This is a genomic window from Pedobacter gandavensis, from assembly GCF_032678745.1.
Classification (GTDB): Bacteria; Bacteroidota; Bacteroidia; order Sphingobacteriales; family Sphingobacteriaceae; genus Pedobacter; species Pedobacter gandavensis_C.
On record NZ_JAVTST010000002.1, the window covers coordinates 508,073 to 523,782 of the forward strand.

General features: G+C 40.6%; 14 protein-coding genes. 4 read left to right on the forward strand and 10 right to left on the reverse strand.

The features are described 5' to 3' along the window. Positions 1-4 precede the first annotated feature (4 nt). From R2S10_RS09950 to R2S10_RS09960, 3 genes are read left to right on the forward strand one after another with little or no spacing between them, the layout of a single operon-like run. Positions 5-1,096 (forward strand): DUF3810 domain-containing protein, encoded by a 1,092-nt coding sequence (locus R2S10_RS09950; protein WP_316840294.1) that lies wholly within the window; start codon positions 5-7, stop codon positions 1,094-1,096. 39 nt (positions 1,097-1,135) lie between these two features. Beyond that, complete coding sequence (gene hscA, locus R2S10_RS09955; protein WP_316840295.1) at positions 1,136-2,995, forward strand: Fe-S protein assembly chaperone HscA; 1,860 nt, start codon at positions 1,136-1,138, stop codon at positions 2,993-2,995. 35 nt (positions 2,996-3,030) lie between these two features. Next, the gene (locus tag R2S10_RS09960; protein WP_316840296.1) at positions 3,031-3,990 is read left to right on the forward strand and encodes a zinc dependent phospholipase C family protein; all 960 of its coding nucleotides are present in this window, start codon (positions 3,031-3,033) and stop codon (positions 3,988-3,990) included. Here the strand turns inward: R2S10_RS09960 and R2S10_RS09965 are convergent. The 7 genes from R2S10_RS09965 to R2S10_RS09995 form a co-directional block, all read right to left on the reverse strand. Next, positions 3,987-4,646 carry a VTT domain-containing protein gene (locus R2S10_RS09965; protein ID WP_316840297.1) on the reverse strand — a complete coding sequence of 220 codons (660 nt, stop codon included), beginning with the start codon at positions 4,644-4,646 and terminating at the stop codon, positions 3,987-3,989. The genes R2S10_RS09960 and R2S10_RS09965 overlap by 4 nt on opposite strands. A 177-nt stretch (positions 4,647-4,823) precedes the next feature. After that, positions 4,824-5,948: a DNA polymerase III subunit beta gene (gene dnaN, locus R2S10_RS09970; protein WP_182961418.1), complete on the reverse strand. Its 1,125-nt coding sequence runs from the start codon at positions 5,946-5,948 to the stop codon at positions 4,824-4,826. A 34-nt stretch (positions 5,949-5,982) separates the two neighbouring features. Continuing rightward, positions 5,983-7,653 (reverse strand): gliding motility-associated ABC transporter substrate-binding protein GldG, encoded by a 1,671-nt coding sequence (gldG, locus tag R2S10_RS09975; RefSeq protein ID WP_316840298.1) that lies wholly within the window; start codon positions 7,651-7,653, stop codon positions 5,983-5,985. Further along, the gene (gene gldF, locus R2S10_RS09980) at positions 7,653-8,381 is read right to left on the reverse strand and encodes a gliding motility-associated ABC transporter permease subunit GldF (RefSeq protein ID WP_316840299.1); all 729 of its coding nucleotides are present in this window, start codon (positions 8,379-8,381) and stop codon (positions 7,653-7,655) included. Before gldF ends, gldG begins: the two co-directional genes overlap by 1 nt. Positions 8,382-8,501: 120 nt before the next feature. Next, positions 8,502-9,029, reverse strand: coding sequence for an outer membrane beta-barrel protein (locus R2S10_RS09985; protein WP_316840300.1), 528 nt, complete (start codon positions 9,027-9,029; stop codon positions 8,502-8,504). Positions 9,030-9,120: 91 nt separating this feature from the next. Next, entirely contained in the window at positions 9,121-9,828 is a 708-nt protein-coding gene (locus R2S10_RS09990; RefSeq protein ID WP_316840301.1) for an ATP-binding cassette domain-containing protein, read from the reverse strand. A 1-nt stretch (position 9,829) separates the two neighbouring features. Next, on the reverse strand, positions 9,830-10,750 hold the full coding sequence (locus R2S10_RS09995) for a glycerophosphodiester phosphodiesterase family protein (protein ID WP_316840302.1): 921 nt from the start codon (positions 10,748-10,750) through the stop codon (positions 9,830-9,832). 60 nt (positions 10,751-10,810) lie between these two features. Here R2S10_RS09995 and R2S10_RS10000 point away from each other — a divergent pair, with 60 nt between their 5' ends. Continuing rightward, positions 10,811-12,292, forward strand: coding sequence for a glycine--tRNA ligase (locus tag R2S10_RS10000; RefSeq protein WP_316840303.1), 1,482 nt, complete (start codon positions 10,811-10,813; stop codon positions 12,290-12,292). A gap of 82 nt (positions 12,293-12,374) precedes the next feature. Here R2S10_RS10000 and R2S10_RS10005 read toward each other — a convergent pair whose 3' ends face one another. The 3 genes from R2S10_RS10005 to R2S10_RS10015 are packed head-to-tail and all read right to left on the reverse strand — an operon-like array spanning position 12,375 to position 15,680. Next, positions 12,375-13,538, reverse strand: coding sequence for an ABC transporter permease (locus R2S10_RS10005; RefSeq protein WP_316840304.1), 1,164 nt, complete (start codon positions 13,536-13,538; stop codon positions 12,375-12,377). Then, positions 13,507-14,691 carry an ABC transporter permease gene (locus R2S10_RS10010; protein ID WP_316840305.1) on the reverse strand — a complete coding sequence of 395 codons (1,185 nt, stop codon included), beginning with the start codon at positions 14,689-14,691 and terminating at the stop codon, positions 13,507-13,509. The genes R2S10_RS10005 and R2S10_RS10010 overlap by 32 nt, the downstream gene beginning before the upstream one ends. Further along, positions 14,691-15,680: an HlyD family secretion protein gene (locus R2S10_RS10015; protein ID WP_316840306.1), complete on the reverse strand. Its 990-nt coding sequence runs from the start codon at positions 15,678-15,680 to the stop codon at positions 14,691-14,693. The genes R2S10_RS10010 and R2S10_RS10015 overlap by 1 nt, the downstream gene beginning before the upstream one ends. Positions 15,681-15,710 lie beyond the last annotated feature (30 nt).

The window sequence follows — 15,710 nt, forward strand, 5'->3', positions numbered from 1 at the left end:
TTTAATGGACAAACCCCGGATTAAACAGTTTGTCCTGCTGTTCAGTCTGTCAGGAATCGTATTTCTTGCCGGACTGAACAGTAATTTTATAGAAAAATACTATTCCAACGGCCTGTATCAGGTCAGCTCCCTTGTTCAACGCTGGGTCAGCTCCCTATTCCCATTCCCTCTTGGCGATTTCTTATACGTCCTACTCGTTTTATTCGTATTAAGAAGCCTGTATTTATTTTTCAAAAAACTATTTCAAAAGAAACTAACAAAGGCAGACCGGATCAGGATTCCACTGCAAGTCGTTAATTTCGGATTGATCTTATACCTCGTCTTTAAAATCCTATGGGGATTGAACTACTCCCGTCCATCCATTTCCCAACAACTGGGTATTTCAAATGAAAAATACACAACAGCAGATTTAGTCTTGCTAGGCGAGTACTTCATAGCGCAGCTCAACGATTTACAAACAATTAAAAAAGAGCGATATAATCTGGATCAACTGGAAAGCAAAGCCAAAATTTCCTATGATGACCTCAAGAAAACCAATCCTCTTTTCAACTATCGAAATCCTGCTGTGAAAGCCGTATTGAACAGCTGGATAGTCACTAAAATCGGCATTGAAGGCTATTACAACCCAGTATCTGGCGAAGCCAATGTCAACACCAGACTCCCTACAACGTCCTTACCTTTTGTCACCTGTCATGAGATTGCACATCAGTTAGGTATCGGCCGGGAAGATGAAGCCAACCTGATCGGTTACCTCGTAGCCATCAATAGCAGTGATAAAAACTTCCAGTATTCTGCGGCCTATAACATGCTCAGAAGCATTCTTTTTGAAGTCAAAATCAAATCTCCAGAAGATTATCAGCGTTTATACGAGACCATAAACCCGGTTACCATAAACGATTTTAAAATAGAAAGAGCTTTCTGGAGAAAATACAACAGCGATATGTATGGGTATATGGATATAGCCCTGGATAGCTTTTTAAAGCTAAATAACCAGAAAAAAGGAACTGATAGCTATCAGGATATCGTGTTATGGTTGTATAATATTCATAAAAAAGAGCTGATTCAACGTCAGAAGGATAAAACATTACAACCTTAAAACAAAAAAAGAACAAAACATTCCTAAATTTGCCCAACTATGGCAAAGATATCCATTAACCTCGCAACAGGTTCCCTACAGAAAGAAGAAATCATCGTCGGCATTGACCTTGGTACAACCAACAGTCTGGTGGCCTTTATCAACCCCGACAAAAACCCTATGGTCATTAATGACACTGGGAAAGGTGTATTGGTACCATCTATCGTGCATTTTAATTCAAATGGCGATGCAGTTGTAGGAAATGAAGCCAAAGAATTTTTAATCAGCGATCCCTCAAACACCATATTCTCAGTAAAAAGATTATTAGGCAGATCCTATAAAGATGTTGCTGCTCACCAGGATACTTTCTCTTACAAAATCATAGATGACGAAAACGATTCATTGGTAAAGATTAAAGCTGGTGATAAGTTTTACACGCCAATAGAACTTTCTGCAGAAATACTGAAAGAACTAAAAGCAAGAGCAGAACACGCCTTAAAAACACCTGTAAACCGTGCTGTAATTACTGTCCCTGCTTACTTTAATGATAGTCAGCGCCAGGCAACACGTGATGCGGGCAGATTAGCAGGTCTTGATGTGTTGAGAATCGTAAACGAACCAACCGCAGCCAGTCTGGCTTATGGTATCGGTCTGGACCCTACTCAACAAAAAAACATTGCTGTATACGACCTTGGTGGCGGAACCTTTGACGTTTCCATCCTATCCATTCAAAATGGAATCTTTGAAGTATTGGCAACCAATGGAAACACCTTCTTAGGAGGTGATGATTTTGACCGTGCCATCGTTCACCACTGGATAGAAAAAAATAAACTTGATGCTGCAGCATTATCAGCCGATCAAGGCTTAATGCAGTCTTTAAGACTAAAAGCGGAAGAAGCTAAAAAAGCATTGAGTACTCAAAATCTTTTCAATGAAAAAATCGGAGAAATCTGGTGTACTTTAGATAAACAGACCTTTGAAGAACTCATTTCGGCCAAAGTTGCAGAAACCCTGAACGCTTGTAAACAAGCTTTAAGTGATTCCAATCTAACTGTAGATGAAATCGACGAAGTGGTCCTGGTAGGTGGTTCCACGCGTACCCCTTATGTAAAAGCAAAAGTAGCTGAGTTCTTCAATTCTACGCCACACGACCAGATCAATCCGGACGAAGTAGTAGCATTGGGTGCTGCAATTCAGGCAGATATCCTTGCTGGAAACCGCTCAGACATCCTATTACTAGATGTAACGCCATTGTCCCTTGGAATTGAAACCATGGGCGGATTGATGGACGTAATCATCCCTAGAAATGCAAAAGTACCTACCAAAGCAGGTAGACAATATACCACCTCTATCGACGGACAAGTGAACATGAAGATCTCTGTATTCCAGGGAGAACGTGACCTGGTTAAAGAAAACAGGAAACTGGCAGAATTCGACCTAAAGGGAATTCCGGCAATGCCGGCAGGATTGCCTAAAGTAGACATCAACTTTATGTTGAATGCCGATGGAATTCTTACTGTTCAGGCCATTGAACTTCGTTCTGGTGTAAAACAGGAAATCGACATTACCCCTAGCTATGGCCTTACCGATGATACGGTAGAAAAAATGTTGATCGACAGCATTACCCATGCGAAAAGTGACGTGGAACAACGCATGTTGATCGAGGCAAGAAGTGAAGGCGAGCAATTGGTATATACCGCAGAACGTTTCATTGAAAAACATGGCAACTTCTTAACAGCAGCAGAAATCACAGACACTAAAACTCATATTGAGGCGCTTAAAACCGCATTGGCTACTGCAGAAAAAGATACTATTTTGAAAAAAGCGGATGAGCTGAATGAATTCACCCGTCCTTTTGCAGAAAGAGTGATGGACATGGCCGTATCTTCAGCCATGAAAGGAAAAAGTATCGAAGAATAACCACTCAATAGGTAAAAATATAGAACTTGACAGGGATGAATCGTGTATTTATCCCTGTTTTGCTTTTAGGCATTTTTATGTTGTGTTCCTCCTGGGGATTTTACGCACATAAACGCATCAACTATCTGGCTGTTTTTACGCTCCATAAGGGCCTCAATACTTTTTACAAGGAAAACATCAACTACCTCAGCGAACATGCGGTAGATGCCGACAAACGTCGCTATGCAGACTCGGCAGAAGCACCCAGACATTTCCTCGATGTAGAATGCTATGAAAGTCATATTGACAGTATTCCACGGAAATGGAATGACGCCCTAAAAAAATATGGTGCTAAAAAACTACAGCTCAATGGCACCCTCCCCTGGCAAATCCAAAAATCCTATTTCAAACTCGTCAAAGCCTTTACAGAAAGGGATTCTCTGAAAATTCTGATTTATTCTGCTTACCTCGGACATTACCTTTCTGATGCCCACGTCCCCTTGCACACTACCCAAAACCACAACGGGCAATTGACCAACCAGCACGGTATCCATGCCTTCTGGGAAAGTCGATTACCGGAACTCTTTGCTGAAAAATACAATTTCCAGGTCGGAAAAGCAGTCTATGTAGATGACCCATTAAAAACAGCCTGGAAGATCGTCAGTAATAGTCATCGCTTATTGGATAGCGTACTGGCCATGGAAGCGAAAGTAAGCGCAAACACCCCTGGAAGAAAGAAATACAGTTTTTCTAAGCGACAGCAATTGCTGATCCGCCAGTATTCTTTGCAGTACTCAACTGCTTATCACCAGGAAATGAACCAGATGGTGGAGCGACAAATGCGCGCTGCTGTCCATGCCACAGGAAGTTACTGGTACTCCGCATGGATTGATGCCGGACAACCCAACTTAAGAAATATGCCTAAAAAAAACGCAGCTTCAAGTCTTGTTAAAGAGCTTGAAGCTGCGCCGCTGCCCAATGATAAAGGGCGTATTATTGGTAGAGAACCGAATTAGTCCTTCAAAATATCTTTGGGTTTGATTCTGCTTTTCACAGCTGCATAAATTACCGGACCGAAGGTCACAACAGCAATCGTAATGATCACAATTGAAAAGTTATCTCTGATGATTGGAATCTGTCCCAATAAGAAGCCAGCAAATAATAAACTGAAAATCCAGCCAATACCACCCACTACGTTATAATAGGTAAATCTGCCGAAAGGCATTTTGGCTACCCCTGCAACGAAAGGCGCAATCGTTCTGAAAATCGGAAGAAAGCGGCTAAAAATAATCGCTTTACCACCATGCTTTTCAAAGAACTCATGAGATTTGTTATAGTATTCCAGTTTTAGGATTTTATTGCCTTCCTTAAAGACTTTAATCCCAAAATAGCTGCCCAAACGGTAGTTCAAACTATTTCCTGCAATAGCAGCAATGGTGAGCAACAGGAACATGATCCAGATGTCCAGGCCTGTTCCGCCCTTTGCAATCAATGCACCAACAGCAAATAGCATCGAGTCACCAGGTAAAAATGGCGTCACTACAAATCCGGTTTCCGCGAAAATGATTAAGAATAAAATTAGATAAGTCCATGTCTTATAATCGCTTACCAGCTGCACTAAGGCTTTATCGGTATGCAATATAAAATCTACTAGTTGTGATAAAAGTTCCAAATCGTATAGTTTAAGCACCAAAACTAAGAATAACCTGTTAATAAACCTGCTATTTTAAATTTTAGTCGTCAATAATTAGTTAGCTGTGACAGAATAAATTCCGTGGTTCTTTTGGGAATTTGGCAAAAAGAAGGCCTGATATAAATACCAGGCCTTACATTATACTTTAAGATAATTCTAGTTGTAGTTGTTCAGCATTACTGGCATCACCAACATTAAAACATCTTCATTCTCGTCATTCGTGTGTGGAATTAGTAATCCTGCACGGTTAGGTGTAGAAAGTTCTAATGTCACTTCTTCTCCGCTCAGATTGCTCAGCATCTCAATTAGGAAACGGGCATTGAAACCAATTTCTAAATCTTCACCTTCATACTGGCAGCTCAAACGCTCATGCGCCTCATTGGCGAAATCTAAATCCTCAGAGGAGATATTCAGCTCAGAACCATTGATTTTTAAACGCACCTGGTGTGTAGTTTTGTTGGCGAAAATCACCACCCTACGTAAGGTATTTAAAAATAAAGCACGGTCAATAATTAGCTTATTTGGGTTATTCGCAGGAATTACTGCTTCATAATCCGGGTAACGCTCATCAATAAGGCGACAAACCAAATTGATGTTTTCAAATTTAAAGAAAGCACTGGTTGCATTATAATCCACAGAAACATTCACATCAGTAGAAGGAAGTGCTGCTTTTAATAAGGTCAATGCTTTTTTAGGAAGGATGAATGAAGAAGCTTTTTCGCCTTTGCTATCCATTCTTCTATATCTTACCAATTTATGTGCATCAGTGGCTACAAAAGTGATGTGTTGTTCAGATAACTGGCAATATACACCTGTCATTGCCGGACGTAACTCATCGCTACTTACTGCAAAAATGGTTTTGGTAATCGCTTCTGTCAATACAGAGGCAGGAAGGTTTACCGATGAAGCATTTTCAACTACCGGGATTTTCGGGAAATCGTCCCCATTTTCTCCGCTTAGTTTATATTTACCGTCACCTGCGCTGATTTCAATAGAGAAAGTGTTGTCGTCAATATTGAAAGAGATCGGCTGATCTGGTAATGTTTTTAATGTGTCTAAAAGTATTTTTGCTGGCACAGCTACTTTTCCGCCTTCCTTAGACTCAACCGGTAAAGAGGTGGTCATGCTGGTTTGTAAATCAGTAGCAGAGATGGTTAAACTTCCATCTTTAATTTCAAAAAGGAAATTCTCCAATATCGGCAATACAGTACTGCTGCTTGATGCACCATTTACTGTTTGCAAATGTTTTAATAACGTTGATGTGGATACAATAAATCTCATAGTATGATCTTGTCAGTTCTCAAAAATATAAAAATTACCTCGCATACTTATGCTTGCGGTAATAATGTTGAAAAATCGCGAACGATATTAACAATATTAATGGCAAAGCCATATTGACCAATTGCCATTGTAGTTTTTCCGTACGCAGCTTTGCCTTATCCAACAGTCTGATCTTAACCTCTTTATTCCTCAAAGCGATTAAATGATCGTCATTTGACAGGTAATCTGCGATATTTAAGAGCAAAGCTTTATTTCCGTAATTTTTTTGCGTGTATCTGTCGAAGCCCAATGGAAATGCAGAACCGTCCTTACTGCTGATTTGATTTTTGAAGACATCACCATCACCAATCACCACCATTTTGGTAGGCTTGCTAACTGCGGGAAGCGGATAGCTTCCGGTAATCCCTGCCGGAACAGAACGATTCAAAAACACCGAAGGAAAGCTTCCTTCAATCAATACACCTAATGACTGCGGCACACTCGCATAATCACGGGGATCTGGTTGCTCTGCCACCATTTGCAGTGACAATAATTTAGGGGCATTGAAAATTTTATTAAAAGGCGAAGAATGTAAAATCACCGTTTTCTTTAATCCTTTAACGGCAATGGTATCCACTGTACTCACAAACTCCCCTCTAAGCACATCTATATTCTTAACCAGGTTATGTGAAGTGTCCGGCTGCACCAAAGGATAATATACCCATGGCGCCATTTCTATTTGCCCATTAGCCCCCATACTCAATGGAATTTCGGCACAATTGGCATCAGCAATCAGGTTATAATTTATCCTTGCACCGTACATAAACAACATGTCGTCCAGGTTCAGCTTTTTATTGAAGGCCAGTTGCTCTCCAGAACCCTTTAAGCTATCCAGATCGGCACTCACCTGGTCAATCGCCCAGACTACCCTGCCCCCCTTCATCACAAAGTAATTGATCTTATATTTTTCAGCTTCTGTAAATTCTCTTTGAGGTTTAGCAATGATCAATGTTTTCAATTTATCCAGTCCCGCAGCATCGATCGTACTCAGATTCACCCTACCCACCTCATAGCTGTCAGACAAACTCGTGATCGCATCATTTAACATCAAGTCCGGTAACTCCCCATTGCCTTCTGTAAAACCAATCCTCGGATGATCCGCAGAAAGCACTTTCTGAATGGCGGAAGTAAACAGGTATTCCAGATTCTGAATAGAGTTGTTGATATTTTCTTCATAACCACCTGTAGCTCCTAAATTCTGCAACAGCTTGACAGGTAATTGTCTGTCTGGACTTTCGAGCATAGCCATCGGAAAAACAATTTTCTGTGCAAATCCAGCATCATTTTTAATGTTGATAGTGGTGGGTTCAATCCCTGCACTGTATAAATGATTCATTACCGTGTCCTGATCAGCAATAGATAGTCCGGAAATCGGATCTTTAAAAATCACTTTAATCTCCTGTCCGGATTCCGCTTTATAATCTGCCAGCAGATCTTTTGTGGCATTTCTCAACCTTTTAAAAGGAGCTGGTAAATCGCCATCTAGAAATACAGTAATGGTAATCGGCTGCTTAATTCCTTTCAGGATCTCCTTAGATTTTGGTGTTAAGGTATATCGTTTTTCTTTGGTAAAATCGATTCTGGTATAAACATATTGTGCCAGCACATTGACTAAAACCAAAGCAATAATAAAAACAGCAATGCTGCCTATTTTATGCTGTTTCATTACCATTTTCTACCTCCGATCAGCAGTTTGGTTAAGCCCAGGAAAACCAGGATAAAAGTCAGAAAGTAAACCAGGTCTCGTGTATCTAACACCCCTCTGCTCATGGATTGGTAATGTTCATTGATGCTCAGATTGATTAATACATTTTCAATCGAGCGAAAGCTGAAGATCTGGCTCATCGCCTCAAATCCGCTATAAGCGAAGAAACAAAGAAACACAGATAAAGCAAATGCCACTACCTGATTTTTAGTCAGCGATGAAGCAAAAATCCCTATGGAGACAAAAGCCGCTCCTAATAATAATAATCCAATATAAGAACCGATGATAGCACCAGTATCGATATTCCCCTTTGGCAAGGTCAATTCAGAAATCGAATAAGAATAAATCAATGTGGGCAATAGGGCAAATATCACCAGGACAAAACAGGCCAGATATTTAGCGAAAATAATCTGCCAATCGCTTACCGGACGCGTGGCCAGCAAGATATAAGTCCCCTCCCTTCTTTCCTCTGCAAAAGAACGCATGGTGATGGCAGGAATAAGAAAAAGGAATAAAAAAGGAGCCAGACCGAAAAATCCGCTAAGCTCTGCATATCCATACTCCAGAATGGAAGTATCGGGGAAAAACCATAACAATAGGCCGGAAGCCAGCAAAAAAACACCAATGGTAATATAGGCCATCAATGAATTCAGTAAACTAAATAACTCTCTTTTAAATACCGCGTACATTCATTTGGATTAACGATGCCGAAGTTAGAAAATTTAAAAGACAAAAAAAGAAAAGCCTTCCCGTTTCCAGGAAGGCTTTGCCTATGTGCTTATGTTAGCACGGAATAAAATGGATCGAGCTTATAAACCGAAGTTAAATGCAGCACGTAGACCAATGAAAGAAGGCGTAACCAATCCATCACCTTTAGACCATCCTTCGTAACGTACACCTAAATCAATGGAAGCTTTATCAGCCACAGGAAATTCAACACCAGCTCCTGGTGAATACGCGAATTTTGTTCCACCACCATTCTCAGTTGAGAATGCAGCACCAATTTCACCATTCAAATAAAAGTTTTCAGCTACAAAATATCTAGCACCAACTTTAACCGGAATAACTCCTGAAGTACCACCACCAAAAATATCTTTAGCTTTAAAGCTTAAATAACCTGCATTTGCAGTTAAGTTTAAATTCGGAGCAACAGGATGTTGGTACAATAATGAACCTCCATATCCCATATTATAAATATCACCGAAGTTTCCCATTGGAAACGCAAATTCTGCACCTATACCTAATTTAGGGCCATTCATAGCAGGATCTTTCTGAGCCTTTACGTTCGAGAATGCAAAAATACCTGCGATTGCTGTTAGTAAAAATACTTTTTTCATGTGTTTAAGTTTAATTTTTATTATTGATATAAAATCAATACTCAAAAGCAAAAACTTGGCCAATGACTAAAACCGCAGCAAAAAAACTACATTAGGAAGTCAGTTTCCTGAATATATCCTCTAAAGAAGTCAGATGGTGTTCTTTTTTGAGTTCATTGATACCCGAATTTGCTACAATTCTTCCCTTATCAATAATAATAACCTCATCACAAAGTGCTTCTACTTCCTGCATAATGTGCGTAGAAATGATCACCGTTTTATTCTTCCCCAATTGTTTGATCAAGTCCCTGATCTCCACCAGCTGATTAGGATCCAGTCCAGAGGTTGGTTCATCCAGGATCAAAACCTGGGGATCATGGATGATCGCCTGTGCCAATCCCACCCTTTGTTTATAGCCTTTAGACAACATTGCAATCTTCTTATGCTGTTCCGAAGCAAGGCCTACCTTTTCAATAGTTTCCTTAACTTTTTGTTTCGCATCTTTCAATTGATAAGTATTGGCTACAAACAGTAAAAACTCCTGAACATACATATCGGCATATAAAGGTGTATTTTCAGGAAGATAGCCCATGATCTTTCTAACTTCGATCGACTGCGTCTGGACATCAAAACCGCAGAGGCTGGCCGTACCGGAACTAGGTTTCAGGTAACTCGTCAACATCCTCATTGTAGTTGATTTCCCAGCCCCATTAGGACCAAGAAAACCCAATATCTTACCTGGCTTAGCTTCAAAGCTAATTCCGTCTACCGCCTTTTGTTGATCGAAATGCTTGCTGAGTGAATTTACCTGGATGCTCAATTTATTTTACCTTTTTAACGTGTGAGGAACGAATCTTTTTATCTTTTCTGTACTGATCAAATTGTTTTCCTGCCAAGGCCAGGTTATCGGTAGAAATCATATCAGCACCCGCTTCCAGGTATTGATAGTAATCTTTAGCATTTGGTCTGGCCAATGCGCGTTTGTCTAAGTTGCCCATGGTCCCCATGATACAGGTAATCCCATTTTCATGTAATCCTTGAAACACTTTCTCCGTTGGAAGAGAGGTGCCTACGAAAGCCACAATCCTGTTATTTGGAACACCTTTGCCATTCAATCGTTCTAAGTCTGTCGCATATTTAACAGAAGCAGAAATCATCAGGTCGGGTGCCAAACGGTGTACTTCTACCGCCTGATTGTCATTATAAGTGATCACAATAGAATTGGATTCAGATTTTGTTTTACGTACTTCTTCAATGATTTTTGCGAAAGGCACCCCTTTTTTAACATCTATAGTAAACAACACCTTCCCTTTCCCCCAGGTCAGCACTTCATTTAAAGTAGGGATTTTATAGTTGGTTAAAGTTCCTTCATCATCTTTCAATTGTAGTTTTTGTAGTTCTGCATAAGTATAGCTACCAATCATCCCCGTTCCATTGCTGGTTCTGTCCAGACGGTCATCATGCATAATCACCAATACCGAATCTTTACTCAAAGCCACATCAAATTCAATCACTACTGGTTGATATTTCGTTGCATTCTGAAATGTTGCAATACAATTTTCAGGGAAACCTTTCATTGGTCCGCCTCTATGTGCAGAGATCAGCGGATAACCCGGTGTTTTTCTATTTAAAAACGACCTTAATTCTTCGCTATTGCTAAAAGAAATATAGTTTTTTGTTTGTCCTGTGCAGGATACGGCAAGCATTAGGAAGCTTACCAGAAGCAGATTAAATTGTTTCATGGTCAAAAGTAGGAATTTAGGCCCTATATATATTTGTTAATCTTCTATATTTGCATCATTATGGCAAAGAACACTAACGACGAACAATTTAAAAATGTAATATCACATGCCAAGGAATACGGTTTTGTATTTCAAAGTAGCGAGATTTATGACGGACTAAGTGCTGTATATGACTACGGACAATTAGGCTCGGAATTAAAGAATAACATTAAAACTTATTGGTGGAAATCCATGGTTCAGATGCATGAAAACATTGTAGGAATTGATTCTGCAATCTTTATGCACCCGAAAGTATGGAAAGCCAGCGGACACGTAGATGGCTTTAGCGATCCTATGATCGACAACAAAGACTCGAAAAAACGCTACCGCGCTGACCAGTTGTTAGAAGATAAAATTGCCCGTTACGAAAAAGACGGTAAAACTGATAAAGCTGCAAAATTGCAAGCTGATATGGATGACGCATTAACAGCTGATGATCTTCCACGCTTAAAACTACTGATCGAAGAGCATGAAATTGCTTGTCCGGTGAGTGGCACTAAAAACTGGACGGATGTTCGTCAGTTTAACCTGATGTTCAGCACGCAGTTTGGTGCGATGGCAGAAGGTGCAGAAGAGGTTTATTTACGTCCTGAAACCGCACAAGGTATTTTTGTAAACTTCTTAAATGTGCAGAAATCTGGAAGAATGAAAGTTCCTTTCGGTATCGCACAAATTGGTAAAGCATTCAGAAATGAAGTAATTGCACGTCAGTTCATCATGAGAATGCGTGAATTTGAACAAATGGAGATGCAATTCTTTGTTCGCCCAGGTGAAGATGCAAAATGGTTTGAATATTGGAAACAAGCACGTCTAAAATGGCACCAGGCTTTAGGTACTCCTGAGGAGAAATACCGTTTCCATGACCATGTGAAATTAGCACATTACGCAAATGCAGCTACAGATATCGAATTTGAATTCCCATTCGGATTTAAAGAAGTAGAAGGTATCCACAGTCGTACAGATTTCGATTTAGTACAACACCAGACTTTCTCTGGTAAGAAAATGCAATATTTCGACAGTGAACTGAATGAAGAAGGCAAGCCTTACGGAAACTATGTTCCTTACGTAATTGAAACTTCTATCGGTTTAGACCGTATGTTCTTATTAACTATGATCAATGCTTTCGAAGAGCAGGATTTGAGTACTGAAGAAAAACAAGACAGCAGAACTTTATTACGCTTACACCCTTGCTTAGCACCAGTTAAAGTAGCCATCTTCCCATTAACGAAGAAAGACGGTTTACCAGAAAAAGCAAGAGAAATCATGAACAGCCTGAAACTTGATTTCAACTGTGTGTATGAAGAAAAAGATGCAATTGGTAAACGTTACCGCAGACAAGATGCAATTGGTACGCCATTCTGTTTAACGGTAGATCACCAGACTTTAGAAGACAATACGGTAACGATCCGTCACCGTGATTCAATGGAGCAACAAAGAATTGATATCAAAGACCTGGAAGAGTTAATCTCTAGCAGAGTAAGCTGGAAAAATCTTTTAAGATAAGGATACAAACCAATAAAAATGCCCTGCTCATCCTATGATAAGCAGGGCATTTTCTTTTATATGGATGCTGAAGAAGGATAAACTAGGCCAGCGTTCTTTTTCTCAAAGTATATAATCGCGCATAACAAATCCCACTATAAAAAGCCCATAACAGCACCAGGTGCAACAATAATTTAGGATTATCCCATATACTCGCCCCCGACTGCACCACTGCCGTATACAGCTGGATAAATGGCGTAGTAGGCAATAGCATCGACAACCATTGTACCAGCAAAGGCAAGGATTCAAATGGCCAGGAATAGCCCGTGATCAAGAAAATCGGATACGTTGAAAAGGCCATCATTTGTAAACAGAGCAACTGTGACTTAAACAAAGAACCGATAAACTGTCCCATAGGGATCAATGTCAGCAGGAACAAGAGTAACAATAAACTCAGCTCGAAACCATTGCCCCTCATGGGCAGATTGAGTAAACTATAGTTAACATTCAAAAAGAAAAAAGCATAGGCCGAAAACAGGATCAGGTAAAATAACCCCTTACCCCAAATCGCCGTGGAGGCCCCTCCTCTTAACCAGGCTCCCAACGTAGAATGCTGCCTTTCGGAAGCTACACTCTCGGAAAGTCCAATCAGTAATGTTTGCTGTAAAATCAATGCCAGTAAACCGGGCAAAAGGAAAGCGCCATAACTAGAGCGTTCATTAAATAGCGGTCGGTAATCCAGACTCACCGGCATCACATTCTGCATGGCAATTGCGGAAGTCATCCCCTCGCTCTTCTCGAAAAACTGGAGTCGCACTCCTGCACCAACAGTCAGACAAATTTGCTGGACACTTGCCAGGATATCACTGGAGGGCAAAAATCTAGCGGCATTGACTGCCAATACCACATTACTCTGTTTGAGGCTCAACAAATTTGTTTGTGTGCCTCTTGGAATGTACATATAGCCCTGACAATTTCCTTCATACATCTGTTCCTTTGCATCTTCCAGGTTGGAAAAATGGATCAGTTCTACCATCGGAGAATTGTCTATATTCTGCTGTAATAAACGAGACAAGCGGGTCTGATCATCATCAACGATTGCCAGTTTCACATTTTCTTCTTCTTTATTGATATAAATACTGCCATAGAAAAAGGCATACAGCAAAGGGGCAATCAGCAAAGTAAGGAGCAAACTATGGTCCTTTACTACTAGCTTCGCCTCTCTCAGTAGAAGATTAATTAAGGACGGGTTCGGCTGCTGCTTCATTTTTGCTGTTATTAAATTGACGTTGGAAAAGAATTAAGGCAGTCGGGAACATGACCGCTGGAAACAACAATAGCTTATACAAATCTGCCTGCGCATAATAGAAAGGCAGGTTCATATAGTAAATCTTAAAGAACGTATCCAGGAAAGGGGTATAGGGCATGATGGTCGCATAATATTGGTCATACCAGGGCATTGCCCACCTTGGAAAAGTGAAACCACTGAACACAAAAGCCGGTGAAGTATAAAACAAAGCCACATCACCGGAAAGCATCACATCTTTAAACAAAGCAGAAATGAACATTCCAATCCCGATACAGGCGATAGAAAGCAGCGTATAAAGGGCAAAAAACTTACCTGTTGCCGCTGGTACACCTATATCAAAAAAAGGAAACAGGATAAATGCAATCAGGACAAAATTAAACCAGCTGACCACCAAATGAGCGATCGTTTTACCGACAATCACGCGAAATGCCGAGCCTTTTGCCAGTTCATACAACTGAGACATCGTATTCGTCTTATACTCGTAATTGAGTGCCAGCATACTGCTGATGATCAGAATCATTTGCATCCCCACCGTTATCAGTCCTGGCACGAGGTATTCCTGGTAATTGTAAGTGGCATTATACAACTGATAAGTATCCAGCTTTACGGGGTTGGCCAAAGCCATTGCCCGATCTGGCTCCATCCCTGTCTTGACCAGCTTTTTAAGCACAATCCCCGTACTTCCCGTAATGATTACTTGGGCTGCAGCCTTATACACCATTTTTGCGGGAACTAAAGCCGCTGCATTGGTATACAACGTCACTGTTGTAGGGTGACGGCTGTAAATATCGTTCTGCATATTTACCGGAAAATGCACAGCCCCCATGATCTCTCCTTTTTGGATCGCAGACTGCACTTCTGCTTCGCTATACAATCTTTTGGTGATGTGCAAGGCATCCCTTTGCTCGAGTAAAAAAATCAGCTGTCGGCTAACCGGACTCTGATCGTCATCCCATATCGCAAAAGGAAGGTGTTTTGCTTCTTTCTCCTGATAGATATACGCATAAAAAGAAAACAACAGGGCAGGAATCACCAACATCACGAGGTAAAATACCTTGAGATGGAGAATCCTGTCCCATTCCCGAATGATGATCTGACAAGTCGAACGCATTATGGCAAAATTAAGGAAGCAGTCATTCCAGCACGCAGACCTTTAATTCCGGCAGCATTTTCTGGTTTCAGCTCTATGGTAAATGTTCTCAGTTCAAACTGTCCTTTGTCTTTTGTAGGCACCCAATTGGCAAACTCTAAGGTTGGTGCAATAGAAGTCACCTTTACTTCAAAAGTCTCCGGCTCACAACCGGGTACTTTTACAGAAGCTTTAGAACCTACTTTCAAAAGATTGGATTCATCCTGACGAACATTGAACCTCAACAGCTTCGAATTTTTCTTTTCAATCGTCATCATTGGATAACCAATAGAAATAATCTCTCCCTGGTGAGTTACTAAACTAGAAATCACCCCATCGGCAGGTGCATGCACCCTGGTATTGTCGCCTAATGATTTGGTTAACTCATAAGCCTGCTCTGCTTGTTTTACAATCGCGTTGGCCGTTTTCATAATCTCCGGACGTGTCCCATCCTTCAACATTTTCAGGTTCAGCTTTGCCATTTCCATCTCTTTTTTAGCTGCTTCATAGCGGAAATAGAAAACATCTCTCTCCTGACCGGAGATCACATCTGCATTGTAAAGGCGTTGCATCCTGTCGTTGGTTGCGCTAAACAATTTATATTGATCCTCACTGATCTGGTATAATTTGGAAGTCGCATCGATCAATTCTGGTCTTGCACCTTTCTGCAACAATTCCTGTTGACCTTTTGCTGCATCAATTGCAGCAAGGGCTTGTGCTTTTATCGCATCAATCTCATTGGAACGAAGAATGGCCACAATTTGCCCCTCTTTTACCGTATCTCCAAGTTCTACCAGTAAAGAATCCAGTCGACCCGGAAATTCGGCCGCCACATCTACGCTGGAAGCATCCACCATACCAATAAAGTTATTGGCTTCTTTTTTATTCCCTGCCAGGAAAAAGAACAAAGCAGCGATGACCACTATAATAGGGATCAGTAAGGCCCAGTAATTTTTGATGATATCTTTCATGTATAAGTGTTTTATAGCTTGAGTTTTTAT

Bases quoted from the DNA above. Each gene is read 5' to 3' on its own strand.
- R2S10_RS10015 (WP_316840306.1), bottom strand. From the start codon at position 15,680: ATGAAAGATATCATCAAAAATTACTGGGCCTTACTGATCCCTATTATA.
- R2S10_RS09995 (WP_316840302.1), bottom strand. From the start codon at position 10,750: ATGAAACAATTTAATCTGCTTCTGGTAAGCTTCCTAATGCTTGCCGTA.
- hscA (WP_316840295.1), top strand. From the start codon at position 1,136: ATGGCAAAGATATCCATTAACCTCGCAACAGGTTCCCTACAGAAAGAA.
- gldF (WP_316840299.1), bottom strand. From the start codon at position 8,381: ATGTACGCGGTATTTAAAAGAGAGTTATTTAGTTTACTGAATTCATTG.
- R2S10_RS09960 (WP_316840296.1), top strand. From the start codon at position 3,031: ATGAATCGTGTATTTATCCCTGTTTTGCTTTTAGGCATTTTTATGTTG.
- R2S10_RS10000 (WP_316840303.1), top strand. From the start codon at position 10,811: ATGGCAAAGAACACTAACGACGAACAATTTAAAAATGTAATATCACAT.
- R2S10_RS09985 (WP_316840300.1), bottom strand. From the start codon at position 9,029: ATGAAAAAAGTATTTTTACTAACAGCAATCGCAGGTATTTTTGCATTC.
- R2S10_RS10010 (WP_316840305.1), bottom strand. From the start codon at position 14,691: ATGCGTTCGACTTGTCAGATCATCATTCGGGAATGGGACAGGATTCTC.
- R2S10_RS10005 (WP_316840304.1), bottom strand. From the start codon at position 13,538: ATGAAGCAGCAGCCGAACCCGTCCTTAATTAATCTTCTACTGAGAGAG.
- R2S10_RS09950 (WP_316840294.1), top strand. From the start codon at position 5: ATGGACAAACCCCGGATTAAACAGTTTGTCCTGCTGTTCAGTCTGTCA.
- dnaN (WP_182961418.1), bottom strand. From the start codon at position 5,948: ATGAGATTTATTGTATCCACATCAACGTTATTAAAACATTTGCAAACA.
- gldG (WP_316840298.1), bottom strand. From the start codon at position 7,653: ATGAAACAGCATAAAATAGGCAGCATTGCTGTTTTTATTATTGCTTTG.